This is a genomic window from Chryseosolibacter histidinae, assembly GCF_018598225.1.
GTDB lineage: Bacteria > Bacteroidota > Bacteroidia > Cytophagales > Cyclobacteriaceae > Chryseosolibacter > Chryseosolibacter histidini.
Genome location: NZ_JAHESF010000003.1, coordinates 162,032 through 183,494, shown reverse-complemented (window position 1 = coordinate 183,494; position 21,463 = coordinate 162,032). Strand labels below are relative to the sequence as shown.

At 41.3% G+C, this 21,463-nt stretch carries 22 protein-coding genes; 14 read left to right on the top strand and 8 right to left on the bottom strand.

The features are described 5' to 3' along the window. Nucleotides 1-2 precede the first annotated feature (2 nt). The 6 genes from KK083_RS04270 to KK083_RS04245 all read right to left on the bottom strand — a co-directional run bounded on the left by KK083_RS04270 (nt 3) and on the right by KK083_RS04245 (nt 7,848). On the bottom strand, nt 3-1,196 hold the full coding sequence (locus KK083_RS04270) for a hypothetical protein (RefSeq protein ID WP_254161036.1): 1,194 nt from the start codon (nt 1,194-1,196) through the stop codon (nt 3-5). A gap of 11 nt (nt 1,197-1,207) precedes the next feature. Continuing rightward, the gene (locus tag KK083_RS04265) at nt 1,208-3,721 is read right to left on the bottom strand and encodes a DEAD/DEAH box helicase (RefSeq protein ID WP_254161034.1); all 2,514 of its coding nucleotides are present in this window, start codon (nt 3,719-3,721) and stop codon (nt 1,208-1,210) included. Continuing rightward, on the bottom strand, nt 3,718-4,668 hold the full coding sequence (locus KK083_RS04260) for a HamA C-terminal domain-containing protein (RefSeq protein ID WP_254161032.1): 951 nt from the start codon (nt 4,666-4,668) through the stop codon (nt 3,718-3,720). Before KK083_RS04260 ends, KK083_RS04265 begins: the two co-directional genes overlap by 4 nt. Before the next feature lie 715 nt (nt 4,669-5,383). Further along, complete coding sequence (locus tag KK083_RS04255; RefSeq protein WP_254161030.1) at nt 5,384-6,433, bottom strand: histidine kinase; 1,050 nt, start codon at nt 6,431-6,433, stop codon at nt 5,384-5,386. Next, complete coding sequence (locus KK083_RS04250; protein ID WP_254161028.1) at nt 6,433-7,089, bottom strand: hypothetical protein; 657 nt, start codon at nt 7,087-7,089, stop codon at nt 6,433-6,435. The genes KK083_RS04255 and KK083_RS04250 overlap by 1 nt, the downstream gene beginning before the upstream one ends. 492 nt (nt 7,090-7,581) lie before the next feature. Next, nucleotides 7,582-7,848: a hypothetical protein gene (locus KK083_RS04245; RefSeq protein WP_254161026.1), complete on the bottom strand. Its 267-nt coding sequence runs from the start codon at nt 7,846-7,848 to the stop codon at nt 7,582-7,584. Nucleotides 7,849-8,138: 290 nt separating this feature from the next. Between KK083_RS04245 and KK083_RS32625 the strand changes: the two genes are divergently transcribed. Together KK083_RS32625 and KK083_RS04235 are read left to right on the top strand one after the other, a co-directional pair. Continuing rightward, nucleotides 8,139-9,131 (top strand): DUF2971 domain-containing protein, encoded by a 993-nt coding sequence (locus KK083_RS32625; protein WP_254161024.1) that lies wholly within the window; start codon nt 8,139-8,141, stop codon nt 9,129-9,131. Nucleotides 9,132-9,233: 102 nt separating this feature from the next. Continuing rightward, nucleotides 9,234-10,595, top strand: coding sequence for a DUF2971 domain-containing protein (locus tag KK083_RS04235; protein WP_254161022.1), 1,362 nt, complete (start codon nt 9,234-9,236; stop codon nt 10,593-10,595). Between the two features lie 69 nt (nt 10,596-10,664). Here the strand turns inward: KK083_RS04235 and KK083_RS04230 are convergent, their stop codons facing one another. Further along, on the bottom strand, nt 10,665-11,039 hold the full coding sequence (locus tag KK083_RS04230; RefSeq protein WP_254161020.1) for a helix-turn-helix domain-containing protein: 375 nt from the start codon (nt 11,037-11,039) through the stop codon (nt 10,665-10,667). Nucleotides 11,040-11,618: 579 nt separating this feature from the next. Between KK083_RS04230 and KK083_RS04225 the strand changes: the two genes are divergently transcribed. From KK083_RS04225 to KK083_RS04170, 12 genes are all read left to right on the top strand, one after another. Continuing rightward, on the top strand, nt 11,619-11,873 hold the full coding sequence (locus KK083_RS04225; protein WP_254161018.1) for a helix-turn-helix domain-containing protein: 255 nt from the start codon (nt 11,619-11,621) through the stop codon (nt 11,871-11,873). Next, nucleotides 11,870-12,358, top strand: coding sequence for a hypothetical protein (locus KK083_RS04220; RefSeq protein WP_254161016.1), 489 nt, complete (start codon nt 11,870-11,872; stop codon nt 12,356-12,358). The genes KK083_RS04225 and KK083_RS04220 overlap by 4 nt, the downstream gene beginning before the upstream one ends. Before the next feature lie 10 nt (nt 12,359-12,368). Beyond that, a complete protein-coding gene (locus tag KK083_RS04215) occupies nt 12,369-12,542 on the top strand; it encodes a hypothetical protein (RefSeq protein ID WP_254161014.1) in 174 nt (57 codons plus the stop codon). A gap of 475 nt (nt 12,543-13,017) precedes the next feature. After that, entirely contained in the window at nt 13,018-13,548 is a 531-nt protein-coding gene (locus KK083_RS04210; RefSeq protein ID WP_254161012.1) for a helix-turn-helix domain-containing protein, read from the top strand. Continuing rightward, nucleotides 13,538-14,230 carry a nucleotidyl transferase AbiEii/AbiGii toxin family protein gene (locus tag KK083_RS04205; protein ID WP_254161010.1) on the top strand — a complete coding sequence of 231 codons (693 nt, stop codon included), beginning with the start codon at nt 13,538-13,540 and terminating at the stop codon, nt 14,228-14,230. Before KK083_RS04210 ends, KK083_RS04205 begins: the two co-directional genes overlap by 11 nt. 2 nt (nt 14,231-14,232) lie before the next feature. Then, entirely contained in the window at nt 14,233-14,991 is a 759-nt protein-coding gene (locus KK083_RS04200; protein ID WP_254161008.1) for a metallophosphoesterase, read from the top strand. A gap of 62 nt (nt 14,992-15,053) precedes the next feature. Continuing rightward, nucleotides 15,054-16,958, top strand: coding sequence for an AAA family ATPase (locus KK083_RS04195; protein WP_254161006.1), 1,905 nt, complete (start codon nt 15,054-15,056; stop codon nt 16,956-16,958). A gap of 66 nt (nt 16,959-17,024) precedes the next feature. Beyond that, nucleotides 17,025-17,435 (top strand): DoxX-like family protein, encoded by a 411-nt coding sequence (locus KK083_RS04190; RefSeq protein ID WP_254161004.1) that lies wholly within the window; start codon nt 17,025-17,027, stop codon nt 17,433-17,435. Then, on the top strand, nt 17,428-18,168 hold the full coding sequence (locus KK083_RS04185; protein ID WP_254161002.1) for a DUF2071 domain-containing protein: 741 nt from the start codon (nt 17,428-17,430) through the stop codon (nt 18,166-18,168). The genes KK083_RS04190 and KK083_RS04185 overlap by 8 nt, the downstream gene beginning before the upstream one ends. Further along, nucleotides 18,156-18,926 carry a class I SAM-dependent methyltransferase gene (locus KK083_RS04180; protein ID WP_254161000.1) on the top strand — a complete coding sequence of 257 codons (771 nt, stop codon included), beginning with the start codon at nt 18,156-18,158 and terminating at the stop codon, nt 18,924-18,926. The genes KK083_RS04185 and KK083_RS04180 overlap by 13 nt, the downstream gene beginning before the upstream one ends. Next, entirely contained in the window at nt 18,910-19,287 is a 378-nt protein-coding gene (locus KK083_RS04175; protein ID WP_254160998.1) for a hypothetical protein, read from the top strand. The genes KK083_RS04180 and KK083_RS04175 overlap by 17 nt, the downstream gene beginning before the upstream one ends. 269 nt (nt 19,288-19,556) lie before the next feature. Further along, nucleotides 19,557-20,249 carry a GNAT family N-acetyltransferase gene (locus KK083_RS04170; RefSeq protein ID WP_254160996.1) on the top strand — a complete coding sequence of 231 codons (693 nt, stop codon included), beginning with the start codon at nt 19,557-19,559 and terminating at the stop codon, nt 20,247-20,249. 88 nt (nt 20,250-20,337) lie between these two features. Here the strand turns inward: KK083_RS04170 and KK083_RS04165 are convergent, their stop codons facing one another. Next, the gene (locus KK083_RS04165) at nt 20,338-21,444 is read right to left on the bottom strand and encodes a T9SS type A sorting domain-containing protein (protein WP_254160994.1); all 1,107 of its coding nucleotides are present in this window, start codon (nt 21,442-21,444) and stop codon (nt 20,338-20,340) included. Between the last annotated feature and the right edge of the window lie 19 nt (nt 21,445-21,463).

Sequence of the window (21,463 nt, the reverse complement as noted above, 5' to 3'; positions counted from 1 at the left end):
GTTTAGAACATTAGGTAAGGAAGAATAATGCTTATTGAGGTTCCTTCGATCATTGGTCTGTTTTCCGGTATCGTCGAGTTGGTGTCCCAGTCTTGAAGGGAGTAATTTGGGTTCGACGATTCTTTGTTAAGGAAGGGAAATTTCAAAAAGTTTCTATACAAATGCATCCGGCCGGACCTAATTCGAAGAAAGCCTTTTTTACTGTCTAGGAGTTCCATTGTTCGATGTAAGCCAATTCCTCGTCCTTGTGCGTCACTAAATTCCTTGTGGGAGGTTTTATTCTTCATTAGGCATTCTTTGAGAAATTGGTATTCCTCGGAAACTGTCATCGAGTCAGCGTCACGCTCAGCATATCTTTGCGCCAATCCAGATCCGCTGTCGATTACTGAGATCTCTAGGAATGTTAGGTATTTATAGGACTGGTCAACCTTAGATGCAAGGCTTTCGAAATAGGATAACAGACCAGGGGAATTGAGATAATCTTTAATGTTTTTCTTTTCCAGCTTATAAAATGTCGTGTAAATTCCGCGGTAACTTGGGTCCAAGAACTGTTCGGTGTAGGATTTCCTTGCCCATTTGTGTGTGTTCTCAAATAATTCGAAGACAATCGAATTGATATCATCCTTGATTTCACGGAACTTTTCAATCAAAATGGAGTTATTTTTTAAAGCAGTGTTGAGAAGCACTTCGGTCAGGTTCAAGAAGTCTTGCTCGGTGCAGAGCTTTTGATTTTTGTAAACGATAGGTAGCAAACCACGTTTGCTTTCAAGATGATCAAAGAATGGGAAATTAATACTATCACCCCGAGAAGCACTTACATAGTCCTTGGAATGGAGAAAATGCATCAACTTTGCGTTCTCATTGCGTAACAGATGTTTGAGATCTTCACCGTTTGAATTGATAATGCCACTTTCCCAAGATAATGTAGACGCAACTAATCCGTATTGCCGCTTAACAAATGACTCAATATCTTCAATGCTTATGCTTTCATTCGAGCCTATTATTAGACGCCCACTATTGTCTTGCCGTTTCCAAGTAATAAGAAACTGTATTAGCGATGTGAATGCGGAGAATCCTATAAACCTGCATTTCACTGGAAGTCTAACATCGATGTGATTGTTAGCCTTTTTAGATTGAAGTGCTAGAAGGGCTTCCTCCATTTTCTTTACATCGATCTCTGGTTGTATATTGATCACAATATTTCTAGTTAAAGTTCGATGTGACTTTTGATTTCAATTATCATTATATTTGATAGTTGGAGAGAATGAATGTCGTTCTTACGGAGCCATTGGATACAGTCTTCTTTATCAAGATTATCGTCTGCTATAAATTCAGACAATGTTATTGATGTCTGACGACTTAACCCTAATGCGATAAGAGAAACTTGAGTTTGTTGCGATACGCCCAATTCAAGCCAAATTGATAAGTTCGGAATTTCATTAGCTTTGTTTTCTTGTCCTGACTGTTGGAGGAAAAATCGAAGGATGTCAATATAACAAGATGAGTATTTTGCAAATTTGAATCTTGCGAATTCTTCGACATCTCGCATAGTTTCCCTTATCACGCTATCAAGTGATTTCTTAGGGTTTTTTTTGTATTCGTATTCATAGTTTTTGTCAATCAATGCTGGGAGAGGATAGCCGCGCATCCAGTTCACGACTAACAGTGCTTGATAAAAGTTTCGCTTTTCGGAATCTCCAGATAAGAATCTGTTGATTATGCCCATTATCGTCACATAAGAATTTGAAACGGCATTTTCACTTTCAGGATAGTCTGGAATGTATTTGTCGATTGCGTCTGCCTTAGATCTAAAGTGTTCGAGTAGATTTTGCTGTGCAGCTGGGCTTATTCCTGGATTTCTAAATAGAATTTCATCTGGTAGGTCAATTCGTGAAGACAATCCATCAAAAAATGGTTTCAACTGCGCTAGAACCTGGGAATTATCGAGCTCATTTTTCCGGTATTTGCTATAATAGTAAGCAAACGCCCACTCTAGGGTGGAATTGGTCTTCCCTTTTTCAATTTCATCAGAATTTAAATAGGCCAGCAGGGTTTGCATTTTACTACTAATTTGATCAAGAGCTTTTACGACATCTTGCTTTTTGTGATCGATGTCAGGAATTGAATCCCATGAATCGGGATCAATACAGATGATGTTACCTTGAAATTCTTTGCCTAAACGGCCAGCCCGACCAGCCAGGTTCCAAAATTCGGTGTCATTCAACGGATGACCAGCGCCTTTAGTAGGCTTTCGCAGAAAAATATTCTTCGCAGGAAGATTTACTCCTTCCAGAAGAGTTGACGTGCAAATTAGATACTTGATAATTCCTCTTTCGAATAAGTTTTCAATCTGCTCGCGAACCAACAGAGGCATATTTCCATAGTGAAATGCAATTCCTTTAGTTAAAACTTTATTTAGTAAAAAATTTCGATGGATGGATTTGCGTGACAATTCGATTAGAGATTTAATTTCTTGGTTCTCTGAGTAGTCTTCGTTAGTCAAGGCAAAAAGTATATTTGATACCTTCTCAGCGTAGGCAGGCTTATTCATGTAGATGATGTTTCCACTGTCCTTCGAAGCGAGTCTACTGGCAATCAAGGCCACCTTTTTGAGGTCGGACAGTGGCCGACTTTCAAGCTCTACACTTCCTAGGTCAATACGTTCATTCTGCAGGCACAGTTCGAGATTCCAAATGCGCGTCGCCTTCGGTCGTTGTGATACGTATATCAAATTTTGGTTTACTGCGACATATTCGGTGTTGACAGGTGCCTTTTTTTTGCCAACTTCTAAATCCTGAAGGAGAATTTCTGGATTGCGTGTTAAAGGGCTTGAGAAAATTACTTTAATATCAGGCATTAGACGCATTACTTCTTCAATTTTTTGCTGTAAGAAAATGCCCCTACTGCCTTCTGCGATTTTTTGCGCTTCGTCGACTATCATATAATTGAAGCTCACGTTTGGATGATTGACCATAAGCCAATGGAGACGTTCTTGCGTAAATACACAGATAAGATTCTTTTCAAAATCTACAGCATCAAGCTTGGGAACAGAAGTAACTAGAACATCTGAAATCTTCTGGCTACTTAAAATGGTTTGAAAGTCTTTCTCGACTTGACTTATCAACGCTCGTGTTGGAACTATATAGACTATACGTGTAGGTCTAGAACGGCTCGAAATAAAACTCATTAAGGCGTGATATAAGATGAAAGACTTGCCCGCCGACGTTGGGGCGGAAACGCTAACAACATCCGCCGACGAGAATTTGTCAAATGCATCCTTCTGAAATGCGTTCAAATAGATTTCTGACTCCTTTAAGAAGATCGTGTGTTCTACTCTCCGTTTTGTTACATCAAAGAGGAGCGGCAATGGAATGTCTTCAGTGAAATCGCTTTTTAAAAGATGCCTTTTGATTGCCAGTTTTATAGCCGGCTGATTTGTTAATGAATCTAATATGACGCCCGCAGCGGTCTTATGAGCGGTTGAAAGGTCCTTATTTTCGAGGCAAGTGTGCGCAATTCTGAGCGCCGCCTCTAGATGATCATGTTTGCTTGAGTTGCCTAACATTGATGCGCATGTCAGAAGATTGCTCCAGTCAATGGGCTCACGATTGGAATTTGTTGTACTTAAATTATGAAATGAGCTACTGCATGAGTCAATGGTAATTTGTCTAAGCTGACGCTTAAAACTCGGTAGACTAAAAACTTTGTCTGGTAGGCTCATTTCTTAATGCCAAGTTCAATTAAAAATGCGTCTCGAAAACTTTGTACCGATGGGAATGGGATAAGGAATAAATGGAGTTCAAATGTATCAAGAGTTTCAATTGCCTTTATTTTTTTCTTTGCATCAACTTTCCAATCTATGATGACTTTCTCAATCTTTTCTTTTAGCGTTGCATCATTGACGCCTGAGTTTGCTGCCTTCGGATAGTCCTCGTAATCAAACCCAATTAGACACGCGCCTTTATATTTGACTTTGTTGAATTTTTCATTGTCCTTATCCAGATACTTGACGATTGCATCTTCAATTTTTTCGTCCTTTAAGTCAATGTAGCTTCTCACCAACTGGATATCACGTTCTTGTGAACCTGAACTGCCGCCGTTGTCCAATAAGAAGCCTTTTAAACTATTGAAACAATTTGTTAACGCGCTACCTATGTCTTTATAGAGCTTAGATTCTCCCCAATAGAGGGACAAAATGTCATCTGTTTCGTCGTAGTTAGCATGTATACCATCACACCCATGTACATGCATTTCACTTGATGTCTTTAGCGACATTTTGCACAAAATCTGCGGTACCTTTAGGATGTCTTCAATTAACAGATAAAGCAGTATTTCTCCGCCTTCTCCTGACTTTTTAAGGGAAGAGAACAGCTGTGTGGCTTTATTATTTAATTCAACGATTTTGGAGGTGGAGCCAGTTGTATTGTAGAACTCGAATGCTTTCTGAATCTCAGACCGTGGTATTGCAAAGTCTACAATTTTAGATGCTAGATAGCGTGCAAAATCATTGAATCTTACCTGGCCATTTGCGTTGATTCGAAGGGAATGACAATTTGTAACGGCCAGTGTCTCATCTAATTTGAACGACAACTCAATATCTTGCAAATAAGTCTTTAATTCGCCTGCATTGCCACGAAGCAGTGATTGGAAATCATTTTCGGAAATCATAGTGGGTAGTTAAGGGATTCCTAGCGGGCTGGCGATCGAGTGGATCAGGTGGGTCAAGGAATCGTTACTAAAATATAAAAAAACGATTTAAGCACCAAGGGGCAGACCCCACAATAGCGGACTTCAAGGCATCTTAAGCTCTACGTTCAGCAGATAATAATTTCCTCAATGGTGTTTAAAATAGTAAGATTTTCAGAAGTGCCTTTCCGAAGACGCTGGATTACTTTCCCTGCTATAAAAGCTGCACCCAGGCTACTCACTCAAATTTTCAATAATCGGGGTATTATAAGACCGTTATAAGGCGCATCCAAATATTCATACGGATCCCAAAGAACGGATTTGTTACTGATCTGATACTTTACCGGGCACACACATACCCATGGATTCGGTGCTGGGCCCGGTATTTTCAAAACTAACGCTTCAGGTTAGAGAACGGAAGTCAATGAAACAACATTCCTCTTTAAGCCATTGGATATCGACTTGATACTTGTAGCTTGAAGTGTAACCACAATATTCACATTGGTTGTGGTAGATTCAAGGCTCGCTTGCAGCCACGTTAAAGAACCTTGATGGATAACGTAGGCATCAATAGAACGAAGCTTTGAATAGGAAGGACGACACGCCTGATCATCCTTGTAATTTGATGGCCTGATGAGTTACTCATGCTAGCGTCGCTTTTATTAGATAAATGTCGCGAATTTTCTTGGTGTGGACATTACATCATCTTAAACAACCCGCCGCTTTTAGGTAATTCTAAAATAAACTCGTTAATGTCGTATGGTATTCCAAATTTTTCCCTAGTGCTGGATTTAACTTTTGGATTTATTATAAGTTTTGAATTGTTCAGTTCAAAAAAGGTTGCAATGACAAACATTCCAATTCCTTTGCCATTTAGATTGAGTTTCTTTGCAAAGAAACCTGACTGGCCCTCTTCAAGAATTTTGTCCTTTTCATCCTGATTGATTCGTAAACTAATCATCTCTATGTGAACACATATTTTTGATCCTGCGTCAGCGAATGAGATGTCAACTGAACTCTCTGGAAACACATACTTGGTAGCATTGTCAAAAAAATGAATCAACGCGCAGATGAACGTAGGGTAATCAACCGCTATTTCGAGCGAACTGTCTTGTAGATTTATCCTTATGTTCTTCTCTTGGAAGTCCTCAAAGAAGATCATCAATACCCCTTTTAGTAGCCGGTGGATTTGGTGATTACCGATACGGAAGTTGCTGGTATCTGATTTAAATAGAGAATCATAAATAGATATCTCTGATTGAATAAGCTTTGAATTTTTAAGTAGGTTAATTAATGATTTAGCGGCTCTTCGTGGATTTTCTAGTATGTGTGCTTCTATTGATGATATTTGTTCATTAATATGCTTTCTTGCTATAGACGGATCTAGCATTAATTCGACGAGCTGAATGCAATGTGCATTGTATGTTTTTAAATTGTGAATTAATCGTTCAACCTGTTTGAACGATTGCTGTTGAATAATTTTTTTACTCCCGTCAATTTCGATTGCAAAATTTGTAATGATTTCAATCGAATCTGAAAACAATCTTTTAGATTTAATATTCTCCCTCGAACAGAGATAAATTTCGAGGCCGCCTTTATGATAGACTCCGCATCGCCTTTTCTCGTTAAATGTTGGGCAATCCACTACCTTTGATTGGTTGATGGAGGAACACGATTCGATGCAAGATTCCTTAAACGGTATATTTGAAAAGATCTGTTCTGTGAGCTTTTTTATAATGTACTTCATTACAACAATAAATAGGCTCTGAGAACATGGTAAATCATAGCGGCCGAGTTTTTCGAAATTGAAAACACCTTTGCAATTTTGTCGATATCAATTTCTGTGGGTTTTCTCCCAAGCTTTGAGATAATCTCCTCGATCTTAGTTGGATTAATTGAAATGCCTAACTCGTTTTTTAAGTGCAGTTGTATTCTGGAGACGCATCCGTCAAGTGAGAATGTTTGTGTTGCGTACTTCTCAACTAGCTTAATGAATTCATATGAATCAGCGTTTTTTCGAATAGTATCGTCAACAATAGACAAAGTTTTGTCAAATCGATCTCCGGTTGGTTGTGCCGAGTATAAGATAACAAATTTTTCAGGATACTTTTCTTTTAATGCTCTTGCTAAGCCAAGTCCTTCATCTGTAAAACCCATCTTTTTCCCGACACCTTGGATGTCAATAAAAAATATGTGATTTTCCGAAATTGAAGGGTGAGTTATATCATCAATATCTTTGATGCGTTTAGTTTGAATCCATCCACAAGTATTTAAATATTCTACTATTTCAAACTTAAAATCATCAACGAAAAGAATCTTTGTTAATGGCCTTGTTTCTGAGGTATCTCTTATTGGTAATTTTTCCGCTTTCTTTGCGAAAGCATTAAATAATGAACTTATCATAGCATATGCAGTAAATTTAGTGACGATTCCAAGTGGGCTAGCGATCAGATTGGATCAGGTGGGGCGAGGAATCGTTACTAAAGTAGAGAATTATCACCTATGCAGCAAACATACCGCGCCGCGTAGAGTAGCACGCGTCAATGCCTATCACTACTATGTTGCTAGACATTACCTCTTCCATGAATTAAGACAATAGCGCTTGCAGATATTTCTCAATATCGACATTGATATATGAACTACCGTGCCCGCAGATAAAGGAAGACTAAAGACCAAAATAAGCATCTTTCCCCCTGGCTTATTCGCCGAAGAGAATTGAGAATATCGTTTTGATAATGACATTGGATTAGACTAGGCCCCGACAAGTAGAGTTTGGTAGACTTGGGAATGCATCCACCTTAATAAAAATAAACGCTATGTGTGTCAATTGGGTCCCTTGGTAATGGGGATGGCTTCGGAAAAAGCAGCTCCCTTCAAGAAGCTTGCTTACCAAACTTACATCACACCTTCGCCGTCGACTTCTCTGCAATCCCCTCCGGCACCAGCTGGTACCAACAAAACGTCAGCGAAGCAGATGCCCGTCCTGTTGGCAACGTCCGCAACATGATCCCATAACCGAAAAGCTCCGCCGGGCGGAACGTCAGCATCGATCCATTGCGCGTTGCCTTCCATGGCGTTCTCGCGCACGATGCCACGACGCATGTCCAGGTCTGCAATGGCTGCTCCGGTATATTCCTCAGGCGTGAGGGTGCGGGGGTGCACCAGGGGATCAGAAGCAGGGCCAATCTTTCTCCGTAGCCTGCTTGGCTGTTTCTTTGTTCCGAAGGATTGTAACTTTTGAAAGCGGACTGGGGCTACTTGATGGCTAGATAGCGTGGATGAGACGAGGCGACATTGCGGGAAGTCAATCAAAGAAGTAACGGTGCCTTCTAGAGAAAGCGTAGATTGATAATGTGAATGGATTTTCTTAACTATACCGTTAAGGACAACGTCGGAGATACTTCGTGCATAGACGGTATTTCGAAGTTCGTGTCTTATCAGCTTGAAGCGTCGTGAATTTCACAGAAAAAGAACACCTGTTTCATCAAGAGCTTGAACGGCTTCTGCCAGGAATTGTGATCCGATCAGTCAGGGCAGGCAATGAAAAAGAAGTTAATCATTGCCATTATTGCATTCTTCCAGAAATTGCTAACATTTCAAAAAGTCAATATTATTACAAAAAGATACCTCTCGAATTTATCCACTTCAGCAGCCTTCATGCGGTTCGATCAATCATCTCTTCTAAAAAGCTGCGCTTGTATAATCTGTATAATTTGAATGATCCGCGAGAATACTCTTTTGCCGGCGACCTTTTAACTTTTAATGCCGACAATAGAGAGGACGCCAAGAAGAACATGTTTCTCCTGTCTATGTGCATGACTGAAATTCTCACCATGCATACACAGTATGAGTTCAATATGTGGAGGTTGTATGGTGGGAATGGGACTGGAGTTGCAATTCAACTGGATTTCTCCAAAAATCCATTAACTGCTTGGAAGCACTATTATCTAAGTCAAGTATTTTATGGTGGAAATTCCCGGACAAATTTGATGGAATTAAATGCGCTGCTTGTTAAGTATCAAAATGAGAAACCAAGCATGACCATCGATCTCGGTCAAATTGTGGCTTTTCATAAATCAAATCTCTATAAACTGGAAAAGGAAGTTCGCTTGCTTTTTGATAATAGGCAAAAGCGGGTACATGGGCCAACCGTTTATTCCGACTATCGGGGACAATTGTCACCCTTGCTTTCTAAGGATATTCCTAAATCTCATGATCTGGGGAAAGATATTTTTTATTTGGAATTGCCGATTTTCTCCAGAGAATTCGAGGTAATCTCCGAACAAATACCAGTCCCAAGGATCAAAAAGCTCATTCTTGGTTACGCTTATGGTCGAGACTATAAGGATACTGCCTTAACATTGCAAGAGTTGTGTTCTAATCAGTTAGGTTATGACGTCCCGGTCGAGCAAACACGTCTAGCCAAGTACTATAATGAAAGGTGATAGTGGTCCATATTCTTCAAACTGTCTAGTAAATCATCAATAATCAATTAATATTCATAACGTTTTTCCGGTTTCGCGTGTGCATCAAAAACAACCATTGCCATGGAGTTCAGCAGTGTCTTAGAAGCAGAATTTTACAGACGTATCACAGTGTACTTAGAAGCGAACCAATTGGATGAAAAGTACACAATAGAGTATCAGCCCCGTCTTCAGGAGCTCTCATTAGAGGGTACCAAAAGAAGAAGAATTCCTGACTTTTTGATTTTAAAAGGAGGTTTCCCTTTCGTAATTGTTGAGATCAAGGGCGAACGTTTGCAACTTGAAAATGCCTTATCCATGTATGTAGAGTTGGCAGAAATTGGTGTTGATTGGATAATAGCTACGGATTTAGAAGGCCTGCTTCTTTACGAAACCTCTACTAAGATTTCTGAATATCGGTCGTTTGATTTCGTTTATAATCTTTTCCGTGATGAGAGGGATCAAGGAAGGAAAATTGACGATACAATTTTGTCCATTGAAAATGAGATAAATGAAATTTTGTTCGGCGATAAAGACATTGATCTTAAGCCTTTACTTCAAAGCGGTGCGTGGAGTGATTTTATTGAGTATAATAAAGATGGTCGTTTTTTTAGCTTTAAGGACAATAGAGAATTGGGATTGCAGAACTTTGAGAATCGTTTGTTTAGCCACCTCTTAAAACCTGTAACAAGCCAAGTTGTGTGCAGGTACACGACACTCGAAGCGACGTTTCAGATGATTAATAAAAAGACCTTCAGAATGGGATCGAACATGGCCATGAACGATAGAGGTGAAATTGACTATGCTGATAAGTATCTGGGCATTTATTATAAGCCGCTGGATAAAATGTCATTAAAGGAGATGCAGCGTCTGAATTTAAGCTTCATTTCTTCTTGTACAACACAGCAGAAAGAGGACGATCTTACAATGTATCGCCTTTATGGGGAAGATAGCCGCGGAACGTGTCTTTGCTTTAATGTCGTTAACGGAGTGCAAGATCAGCATATGTTGATTCGTGAGGTTTCGTATGGACGTTCCCGAAATGATCATCCGGAGCTAACCATACTGAGAAAGATCATTGATAATTTGCATGCAAAATTTAAAGTAAGGTTTAGGTTTCTTTTTTTAGACACATGGAAACATTTCTTTAAGAGCCACGATTATGAAAGTGAGAAGGAAATTAGGTTGCTATACTTGGATAATAACAAATATCCTCCGAAAGAAATGGGGTGGGTTCTTACGCACCCTGACAAAGTATTAAGTAGGTATGTGTTTTTTGAGCTAAACTCAAGACACTTCCCTCTTCAATTGTATAAAATAATACTTGGACCAAATTGCCCAGATCCCGTACTGAACCGAAAGCAATTTGGTGTTCTACTTGAGGAGCGTAACCTAAAAAGAATTGAAGTAGCTAATTCTGATATTGAAAGCTACCGGAAATCATAATCCCCTATTAACAAATACCCAGGCCAATTTCTTAGAATGTTCTTGGCCTTAAGAAAGTTGGTTGTCTTATTAGACATTTCGTTTTAAAGGCTGGATATCAACAATCTCGATCTGTGTTCTTTTCGACTTGCTGCCATCCTTATTGATTCCTTTTGATCTTTTAATCTTCACCTTGACCAGATCATCATCAAAGGGCTCTTTGGGCAGCAGATCCCAGAGCGTGCAATCCAGCGACTTGGCCAGGAGATTTAAATGACGAATATTGTATTTCGCTCCAAGCGTTGGGTTTTCAACACTGCCAACAAATTTTTCCGAGAAGCCCATTCGAACAGATAAGTTATCCTGTGAGATATTTTTCTTCTCCCGCAGCTCCTTTACTCTATTAATGATATAGAGGTCCAGCCTGGATATTATGACTTCCTTTATCTGCTCTTTTGCTCCCATTGTTGGGAGAAAGAAATGCGAATAATGTAAATTATTTACCTAACTATAATTAGGTGTTCTGTTTTATGCTTATATTTGTTTTATTATAAAGACAATAGGTACTGCCTGACCGGCAGTATTTAAATATTATTTTGCGAATCCTTAAGCATTCGCACTTAGCGTCTCGCCTGGAAAACTGGTAATTTTCAACGGAAGCGAGGCAATAAGTGAAATGCTCACGCTATTGGCGTGGGCTCACTTATTCGTTTCCGGGTATACCAGTACCTCCAGGCGGTAAGTTGGGCACCACGCCATCTTTTTGGTTCCCATCTTACCCCCAGCGACGCTCATATTTCATGTACTATTAAAACGTACAAAAATGAGCTGCGAAAAACACATCTCTTTATTCTGCAACAGCCCACCAGGCTAACAACGTCATTCCTGGAGCCCACCTGGTTTTCATGCCCGGCACTGCTCGTTTTGCATGCCGGTGCATGATTAACTCTTCTTTATTGGATTGTCACAACGAAGCAAAACGGCCTCGCAGGAAAGCTATTTCCTTTTTTGAACGAATTACTCAATAACTCTAAACACAATACTATGAACATTGGCATTGCACCTGACCAAGGTTTTGAAAAATTCATGCAAAACGTAGGCAGCGGCCTGCGTCACGTACGGGAAGCTCAGAAGCGAGATATACACACCGTTGCAGAAGCTGTCGCGATCCCGCACGAGCAGCTAGACCTGATCGAGCAAGGGAAATTCAACTGGGAAGTGCAGCTGATAGCACGCCTGTGTAATTATTATGAGGTAACGGTGAAGGAGGTGATGTCGCATGGCAAAACCACTTTATGAAACTCGGTTCAATAGCGTTGTTAATGATCGCTATGCTGTCGCCAGCGTCTTTTAGGGATGACATCCTTCAAAAGGATGTCATCCCTGGGATGGAAGTGAAGACAAAATGGATTCGGGCATTAGAAGACAGTGATGTAGTGCTTGATGGCCGAGTCAAAGCCACTCTTAAGAAAGGCAGCAAGCTGATCCATCCGGAGAACTTCAATGGAAGGGATATGGATGTCACATTGATAGGGCAGGGGAGCTTTGAAGTTCCGGATGGCTATCAGCTTGGTGTGATCTACGATGAAGTCATTGTAGTGACTTCAGGAGCAAGTTTCTCCTTGACGAAGACGCCGGAGACAATTGAAGTAACCGTGCACGATAACCAGGTGGTTGTATCTGCGGGTGATCGGCAGGTTGTTGTTTCGCGCTGGCAGAAAGTGATATATGATACATCAAAGAAACGGCTTAGCGTGATCGATGTACGGATTCAGATGACTTAAATGAAATGTTATGGAAGAAAAAGTAATCTATACCGAAGAACTGAAAAAGCAGCTTTACCTGATAAAACGAACTACCACTGAACTGGTGAAAGAGGTGCCTGAAAAATCTCTTGAGCAATTTCTGGCGGAGATAAAGTTTGTTGAGGGGCAGTTGGAGGAATTGAGGCAGGCTGCTAACCACTAATTCCCCTGAAACCTGTAAGATTCTAAAAAGAATAGTCGGTGTGCATCCGATTATCCTTTGATTTTTTCGCATACTGGTTTATTTGCAGGTCTACATTTTCAGCGAAAGCTTCATGATGCGGACTGTGGGATGGTTTTACAAAGGTTTTAGGATTGTGGGGGAAATTGAAGCGGACTGAAAATTGATGATTATTGATGATTATTTGTGATTCCCTAATCCCGTGTCTGATCCGGAAAAAACTATACAGTTTTTTCCTAATCCGGATAGGGCTATACAGATGATTTTAATCGGCCTGGGCTATACAGATGTTTGATCCGCCAGTGAGCTCAGAATGCAACAAGAATTCGGTCCATTATAAAGCAATAACCTCGTTTTCGGGCCTCAAAATCCACAAATTTTGATTTCAGAGGCTCATTTCGCAAATTTGCATATCGCGATTCGCGAATCGCGAATTGAGAATTATAGCCGGTTATTTATGAAAAAACACACAGGAATGAGGCCTCAGGATATTCCGATCCTCCTGAAAATCATTGCTTATAATAGAAGAAACGAGGAATGGCAAATGAAAAACCTGGCTTTTCACCTCGGTATCAGTCAATCGGAGGTTAGTGAATCTTTAAACAGGTCAATGGAAGCCGGCCTGATCGATGAATCCAAAAAAACCGTCAACCGGCTTGCTCTTGTCGAATTCCTGATCCATGGACTCAAATATGTTTTCCCACAGAAACCGGGTGCAATCACAAGGGGAGTGAAAACTGCTCACAGTGCACCGCCCCTGGATAAGATGATCTCTTCCGACACCATCTATGTATGGCCTGATGCTTATGGGCAGGATAAAGGTCAGGCTGTAGAGCCATTGTATCCGACACTCGTGCAGCCTTGTCGTGTAGATGATGATTTGTATCAATTGCTGGCGTTAGTAGATGCAATGCGCGTTGGTAAAGCCCGGGAACAAGCGCTCGCCAAACAGGAAATTGAACGATTGATATTGGGCGATGGAAAATAAAACGGTCAACATAGGCATAGTCAAAAAGATTGCAATGGCCTTGAAACACCTTAGACCCAAAATGGCTTTTGTAGGCGGGGCAATGATCAGCATTTATGCAGATGATCCTGCAGCCGATGACGTGCGCCCAACCAAGGATATCGATCTGAGTTTAACGCTGGAGAGCTACGGAGCCTGGGCAAAGCTTCAGGAAGACCTTGCCGCATTGGGATTTTCACCAGATCAGCATTCAAAAGTGATATGTCGTTTTACTTATGAGGATGTAACTGTAGATATCATGCCTGACGATGAGAAGGTGATTGGCTTTTCAAACCCATGGTATAGGCCAGGATTACAAAAGGTCAAAGCTTATTCATTGCCAGATGGCCCGGATATCAATATACTACCGCTTCCTTATTTTATTGCTACGAAATTTTCTGCTTTCCATGGCCGAGGGAAAGGAAACTATGTTACAAGTCACGACTTCGAAGACATCATCTACTTAACTGATAATGCCAGAGCCATAGTTGAGCAGATTAGTGAAGCGGATGCAGATGTAAAGAATTATTTAAGAGGGGAATATCAGGCCATCTGGGACAACGGCAATCGTACTGAGATTATTTCTTGTCATTTGCCGCCACTCATACGGAAGGTTCGGCTGAAAGTAATTCAGGATAAGATCAAGCGGATCATTGAAAAATAGGTATGCTAATCCAGTATTGCTCCGACCTGCATTTGGAATTTCCCACAAACAAACGCTACCTGAAGGCAAACCCAATTAAGCCCAAAGGTGAGATCCTTTTGCTGGCAGGCGACATTGTGCCGTTTACTGAGATCGAAAAAGAAAAAGACTTCCTTGATTTTCTCTCGGGCAGCTTCGAGCACACCTACTGGATTCCTGGTAATCATGAATATTATCGTTCTGATCTCACCGAAAGAACCGGTGCCTTTGATGAAAAGATCAGAAGCAATGTGTCGTTGATCAATAACAGCATAGTACAACACAAAGACGTTCGGCTTATCTTTTCAACATTGTGGTCAAAGCTTGATCTGACGAAGGAATGGGTTATTAAAAAGACGATGGCTGATTTTCACCTGATCAGGAAGAACGGTAACAAGATCAATGTGGATGACTACAATGCGCTTTATGATGAGGCATTAGCCTTTATCAAAAGTCAACTGCCTATAGCGGACGGAAAGAAAACAATTGTGGTTACGCATCATATTCCAACATTCTATAATTATGCTGAGAAATACCGGTATAGTGAATTGAACAGTGCGTTTGCTACGGAGCTGTTTGATCTGATCGAGGCATCAAATGTCGACTACTGGATATATGGGCATAGTCATGAAGTGGTGCCGGATTTTAGGATTGGAAAGACTACCCTGACGACCAATCAGCTTGGATATGTTGAGTATGGAGAAAATGGAAAATTCCAGCGAAATTTAATCCTAGAACTTTAAGAGTAAAAATGCTTATGATAGCGACACTGAGCGTTATTGGCCTTTAACCTCTAAATCATTTTATGATAATACCTTTCCTTTTCAAAAATTCCAATCGGAATGAGGTGAATGATGTGCCTCATCCTAAGATATTTCAAATAGAGGGGTATGCTTATACCATCCTGATTAGACCTAAGTGTGAATTTTGGCGAATTGGGTTGAGATTTTCAAATGATATTAGAGGGAGTGGCTGGTCCACAACACATCGCTATAACAATTCGGAAATTAAACACATAGAGGTATGTGTTGGAGTTCGACCCGATGGCTCGTGGCAAAATCCAAACTCAATACAACTTCAACAATACAATATTCAGGGTGTTGATGACACATTATATACTTGTAATGAATACCTGGAACAGGCAGAGGTCCAACTAAAGATAGAATCGAAGCCATTCGGTAAAATTCAAGTTCAGATTTTCTCTGGTAATTGTTTTTCTGCGACTGAAGTTGATCTAGGATGGTCAAAAACTTTTCAAATTTTTGGATGGTCAGATTTTACAGATTTTGAAATAGATATGGACGTTACTCCAGGGTTAGTGCCATTAACGCTTGATTTGAAGGACATAAAGGCCCTTTCAAATCGAAGGACTTCAATTACTATTGAGAAATTGGCTGTCTTTTTTGGTGGCAATAATTGTGGTAAAACTTCAGTATTGGTAGCAGCATGCAACGCATACCATGATAAACATTATTCTTCTATGGATTATCTTGGTCTGAATAGAATTCATTCTGCTTCGGAGTTCGACTTCGAAATAGATGCACTCTCCGAAAACGACAAACAATCAAAGCAGGCCGAGAACAGAAGACGTAGAATTGAGAATTCATTAGGTCAGAATGAGATATTTGACTGGATGGAGGAACTCGCGCTGCAGGACGAAGAAACGCGGTCTAAAGTCTTTACATGGATTAACACACATTTCGAACGCTGGGAATTTGAAGAGCAAAAAACTGGCAAATACGTCACTGGTGTTCGAGCGAGGGTGAATCAAAGGCATCCACTCGATCAAGGAACTGGCGTGCGTGCCGTTCTTCCTATAATAACTCAGCTATTCAATCCACAAGTTGAGCTATTAGCAGTCGACGAGCCAGAGTTTGGACTTGAGCCCCGGATGCAAAAAATGGTATTCCGGGCAATAAAGAATGCGACTGAGGGTGTTAATGGTTTTCCACTTAAGCGCGTTATATTAGCCACTCATTCTCATCTCTTTCTTGATCGCGCCGATGTAACCAATAATTTTTCGATTACGAAGAATGAAGGTGTTGTCCATGTCACGCAGCTAGCCAATATAGAGGAACTGCAAAACTCAACATACAAGTTGCTTGGTAGCAATCCGAACGATCTCTTTTTTCCAAGTAATGTCGTAATCGTTGAGGGGCGGAGTGATCAAATATTCTTGAACGGCATTTATCAACTCGGTAAACATAGCAACCTATTTGAATCGGAGGGGTTAGTTTTTCATTACTTGGAAGGATTTGATAAGCTTGCAATAGGCTCCGAAGCAATCGCGCAAATGCTTAAGACACAAAGCTACATCCCAGTTTATAAAGACAAATTTTGTGGATTGTTTGATCGGCCGCATCGTAATGGTAAACTAATTGAGGACGTGCGGGAGTATTTTAATGATAGTGACAAACGTAGATTTGTGTTACTTGAAATGCCTGCAATAGAATTCTACTATCCTGTTGCCATTATTAACAAAATTTTCAGCGTAAAACTTACTAAGAGTGAATATGAGTCCATAGTCCAAGGTTATTTGGACACAATTCGAGGATCTCGATCTCCTTTAGCTGAATTTTTAGGTACTCCTATTTCAAAGGTGGACTTAGCGGAGGCTGTAGTAAAGAAAATGGCGCCAGAGGACTTGCAAAGTATAGATCCAAATATTTTATCTCTCCTTAAGACAGCCGATGAGTTAGCGTACAAATAACGTTTGTCGATATGATGTATGGATACTTTTAACGAATCAAGAAATATCATCAAATAATTGCACAAGGTGGGCCTCACAAAGCTACTCTATATCATAGCAACCACTTTCATTTGCCTTGTTTGGTTTATTAACGGGCTTCTCTGTAAAGTCCTGACCCTGGTGCCAAGGCATCAGGAAATAGTATCGAGGATACTGGGAGCAGAATATGCCTGGCTTTTTACGAAAGCGATCGGTGTTGCTGAAATCTTAATGGTGGTCTGGATTGTCAGCCGAATTCAAAGGCGCTTCTGTTCCTTATTTCAAATAGCTGTAGTCGCCACAATGAATATCATGGAGTTTATTCTCGTTCCCGATCTGTTGCTTTTCGGAAGAATGAACATTGTATTTGCATCCTTGTTCATTGGACTCATTTATGTGAATGAGTTTATTCTTTCAGGTAGTAAGCAGCTAAAGATAAAGCAGGAATTGAATGCTTAATTTTCTGAAAGACCACCCATTTGCTGTCGCGAGCCATTTTGAAACCTCTTTGGTGCTAACTTATGCGGTGCCGAAAGAAGAGCTGCAGAAGTTTATTCCTGAGTGTCTGTTGTTGGATACCTTTGAGGATACCTGGGCCTTTATTGCGGTCGCCATGGTGAAAACCAGGCACCTTCGCCCCAAGGGCTTTCCAAAATTTATCGGAAACGACTTCGTTCTCACCGGCTATCGAATTTTTGTTCAGTACCATACCAGTTATGGCAAGCGGTTACGGGGCCTTTACATCATCAGATCCGAAACCGATAAACCGAAGATGACTTTCCTGGGAAACATTTTTACGCACTACAAGTATCAGAAAACAGATATTGCCTTTGAACGACAAAACGGAATCATCACAGTGCAGTCTGCTAAGTCAAATCTTTTTGTAAAAGTGAAAGAAAGCAGTCACGAGATTGGCCTGCCAGAACACTCTCCGTTCAGGGACTGGAAAGAAGCGAGACGATTTGCAGGGCCATTGCCTTTTACGTTCACCTACAATCCGAATAAGAAAGAAGTGCTGGTCATTGAAGGTGTGAGGGAAGAATGGATACCACAACCCGTGGAAGTCATCGAAGGCCGCACAGGTTTTATCGATGACTTGGGGCTTAAAAGTGCAGTACTTGCAAATGCGTTTGTAATCAGTAATATTCCTTATTACTGGAAGAAAGGAAGAAAAGACCCATGGAAGCCGTAGTCAGAAAACCCTATCAGGGTGTGCTTAACATTGTGCGATTTAACTGGCACTTCTATGTGATTGCAGGTGCGATCATACTGGCTTTACTGGCAACCGGTGTTTTTGCCGATAAGATTTCGTTCTGGATTATCATTTCGTTGGCCGCAGGGATACTGATGTCGGTAGCCGTTTCCCTTTCCGTCTCATATTATATCTATGATCTTTCTCACCTTTATGATTTAAGCTGGTTGAAAGGCGTCACTTTAAAGAAACCTCAAACGGTTATCAATATTCACGCGGGTTTTGATGAGACAAGTGCCACATTGCAGAAGATTTTCAATGAGGCCACACTTCATGTTTATGATTTTTATGATCCTGATAAACATACGGAAATTTCGATCGAGCGTGCCCGCAAGGCTTATCCATCTTTTCCCAGAACGCGAAAGGTGATGACAGACAGGTTGCCCACTGCGGATGAATCGGCAGATCTTATTTTCAATATTTTTGCCCTGCATGAAATCCGTTCACGGGCCGAGCGAATCGGATTTCTGAAAGCACAGGCAGCAACCCTCAAAGACGGAGGGACGTGTATTGTTGTCGAACATTTGCGTGATGTGCCCAACTTCCTGGCCTACAATATCGGGTTTTTGCATTTCTTCTCTCAAAAAGAATGGAAGGCCAATTTTTTACAAGCAGGATTTACTATTGAAAGTAAATTTCATGTCACTCCCTTTGTGTCGATATTCATTTTGATAAAATTTGATGGAACTACACCTTAAAATAGTTGGCGCGCTTCTTATCGGGCTTGCCCTGATGCACATTATCATTCCTAAATATTTTAAATGGGAGCAGGAACTGACTTCTTTGACTCTCATTACACGCCAGATCCTTTACGTGCATACGTTCTTCATTGCATTCATCGTATTGCTGATGGGGTTACTTTGTTTGAGCTATTCGCATGAGCTCATTTATGATCCATTCGGAAGGGTGATCTCTTTAGGGCTGTTTGCATTCTGGCTTACAAGGTTGATCTTCAATTCCTGGTCTACTCACCTAAGACATGGCAGGGAAAGCGGTTTGAGACAGTCATGCATATCGTGTTTTCTGCCGCGTGGTTATATTTTACAGGTGTTTTCTTAATGTGCTATCTTGAAACAAGGTGATTACTGTTCAGAATTGATGATTACTGATAAGAACTGTTAACTCAAGGTGAATACACAGGGGTGTCTGGTCCTGTGTCTGATCCGGAAAAAACTAGACACTGGACGATCCATTAACCATCTCTCGAAAAAAAAATAATCTGTTTGGTAGCGCGTACCCTTATAACACGAGGATTTCAGCGGCTGTAGTATTGGAAAATGGATCTGCGGGCATTTTAATTTTATGCCTTCCTATCAAAAGACATTATTATGCATAAACTGGAGCCGCTTCAAACAAATCATGAAAAAGAAAGAGAATCAGGTGTTTCAGTAAAAGATACCGGAAGCGATAAACACAAAGCAACCGGAAGTGCTGCTCGCGCCGTTTACAGCATCGATGAAACGTCTGCCGAGGCCGCGTATGCTACCATCGTGCTCGCTTTTACCAGCGATCCCGCTGCCCGTTGGTCCTGGCCCCGTGCAGATGACTATCTTCGCAACATGCCTCTGCTTGCGCGGGCGTTTAGCTGGAAGTCTTTTGGCCTGGGTACTGCGTTTGGGATGGATGGACTTGCCGGTGCGGCGTTGTGGCTACCACCGGGCGCTTCCTCCGACGAGGAATCACTTGCCAGTTTATTCGAGTGCACGACACCTGCTTCTATCCACCAGGACTTCGCCGGTGTTTTCGAGAAGATGGCGAATTTCCATCCCCACGAGCCGCATTGGTATCTGCCGCTCATCGGGGTCGACCCCGCGTGCCAGGGGCAGCGCCTCGGCGACAAGCTTATGGCTCACGCACTCGCCCGCTGCGATGCCGACCGATTGCCCGCCTATCTTGAATCCAGCAATCCGCGCAACATTCCTTTCTACCAACGGCACGGATTCGAGGAGATGGGAAAAATCCAGGTTGGATCGTCGCCCACGATCGTGCCTATGCTCCGCCGTCCACGCGCGCCGCGGTGAAGCGCGAGGGACCGGCTGGACAGCTAGACAATCGCGCAATTCAATTTAGGAATAGGGTCTCGGCGATTGAACAGAATCTGATTAATTGTTACTCCTTGAATAGCCTGTGTATCGTGATCAGGCCTGGCGCTGATTTTATTCTTACAAAATAGAGGCCGTTATTAAACCCTGATAAATCGAAGGAAAAATTGTGATCACCTTCTTTCAAGGACTGGAGTGCCACCGGAATCAATACTACCTCACCAGAGGAGCTCAGCACAGAGATTTCGAGCTTTTGTGCCTTCGAAACTACCGTTTTCACTTCTACCCGACCCGTAGTAATGGTTGGATACAGCTCGATGTTTATGGTGGCTTTTTTTTGCTCCAATCCTTCCTTATACGGCCTGGGCGAGTTCCCGGCATCAACATTGGCAGCGGATTCGAGCAGGCTTAGCAACTTCGGCGTTGACGAAAACCAGAAAATTACTTTTTTGAAACCATCGCGCTGTATCTGAATAGGGATCAGGTCATCGATGGCACTGTAAAAAAAGGCATTCGTCATTTTCAAAGCAGGTTCATTATCGAAACGATACCGTACAGTTTGGTGGCCGACTTCATCTGATAGAAACCAAGGGTAGAAGTCATATTCTCGTATGCCTGCCTTTTGGTTGTCGTCAATTATTACTGATTTTCCGTTGCCAGTTATGGCAGGGCCTACGTTAAAAGCAACATAACCTGACCCTTTTACATTCCCTTCATAAGTGATCCGATCAACATCAAAAGTGATTCCTAGAAGCTTGAGCTTCTCTTCCGATAATTCAAAAGCGGACCCTAAATGCGTTGGTATATGCTTATTTGCTTTTGCCTGACTACCTCCGATTGGCTTTAGTTGTATTGAAGGATGTGTTGAATTTTCTGACAGGTTATTGACTAAGCGGGTAATCCGTTTTTGAGATTCTGGTATAAAAACCTCCTGCTCGGCTTGTTGTTTAAATGTGTCTTGCAAAAAGACTAAAGAAATGATGAAGAATGTTAACATGGTAAAAGCGATTAGGGATGGATACAATTTTTTTTCCTTTCTAAAGAGGTTAAGAAAGGCTTCAGCCCTGGTAACAAATGGTGCATGAGACTTTGAAAGCAGGTTTTCTACCTCTCCGATATTCATTAGGGGTTCCTGGTCTTTTGCTTTTTGAAAGTAGTCCTCAAGTTTTTTCATCGAATAGTGCGATTTGGTT

Coding starts and splice junctions, on each gene's coding strand:
- KK083_RS04265 (WP_254161034.1), bottom strand. CDS start 3,721: ATGAGCCTACCAGACAAAGTTTTTAGTCTACCGAGTTTTAAGCGTCAG.
- KK083_RS04260 (WP_254161032.1), bottom strand. CDS start 4,668: ATGATTTCCGAAAATGATTTCCAATCACTGCTTCGTGGCAATGCAGGC.
- KK083_RS04255 (WP_254161030.1), bottom strand. CDS start 6,433: ATGAAGTACATTATAAAAAAGCTCACAGAACAGATCTTTTCAAATATA.
- KK083_RS04250 (WP_254161028.1), bottom strand. CDS start 7,089: ATGATAAGTTCATTATTTAATGCTTTCGCAAAGAAAGCGGAAAAATTA.
- KK083_RS04235 (WP_254161022.1), top strand. CDS start 9,234: ATGGAGTTCAGCAGTGTCTTAGAAGCAGAATTTTACAGACGTATCACA.
- KK083_RS04230 (WP_254161020.1), bottom strand. CDS start 11,039: ATGGGAGCAAAAGAGCAGATAAAGGAAGTCATAATATCCAGGCTGGAC.
- KK083_RS04225 (WP_254161018.1), top strand. CDS start 11,619: ATGAACATTGGCATTGCACCTGACCAAGGTTTTGAAAAATTCATGCAA.
- KK083_RS04220 (WP_254161016.1), top strand. CDS start 11,870: ATGAAACTCGGTTCAATAGCGTTGTTAATGATCGCTATGCTGTCGCCA.
- KK083_RS04215 (WP_254161014.1), top strand. CDS start 12,369: ATGGAAGAAAAAGTAATCTATACCGAAGAACTGAAAAAGCAGCTTTAC.
- KK083_RS04210 (WP_254161012.1), top strand. CDS start 13,018: ATGAAAAAACACACAGGAATGAGGCCTCAGGATATTCCGATCCTCCTG.
- KK083_RS04205 (WP_254161010.1), top strand. CDS start 13,538: ATGGAAAATAAAACGGTCAACATAGGCATAGTCAAAAAGATTGCAATG.
- KK083_RS04200 (WP_254161008.1), top strand. CDS start 14,233: ATGCTAATCCAGTATTGCTCCGACCTGCATTTGGAATTTCCCACAAAC.
- KK083_RS04195 (WP_254161006.1), top strand. CDS start 15,054: ATGATAATACCTTTCCTTTTCAAAAATTCCAATCGGAATGAGGTGAAT.
- KK083_RS04185 (WP_254161002.1), top strand. CDS start 17,428: ATGCTTAATTTTCTGAAAGACCACCCATTTGCTGTCGCGAGCCATTTT.
- KK083_RS04180 (WP_254161000.1), top strand. CDS start 18,156: ATGGAAGCCGTAGTCAGAAAACCCTATCAGGGTGTGCTTAACATTGTG.
- KK083_RS04175 (WP_254160998.1), top strand. CDS start 18,910: ATGGAACTACACCTTAAAATAGTTGGCGCGCTTCTTATCGGGCTTGCC.
- KK083_RS04170 (WP_254160996.1), top strand. CDS start 19,557: ATGCATAAACTGGAGCCGCTTCAAACAAATCATGAAAAAGAAAGAGAA.
- KK083_RS04165 (WP_254160994.1), bottom strand. CDS start 21,444: ATGAAAAAACTTGAGGACTACTTTCAAAAAGCAAAAGACCAGGAACCC.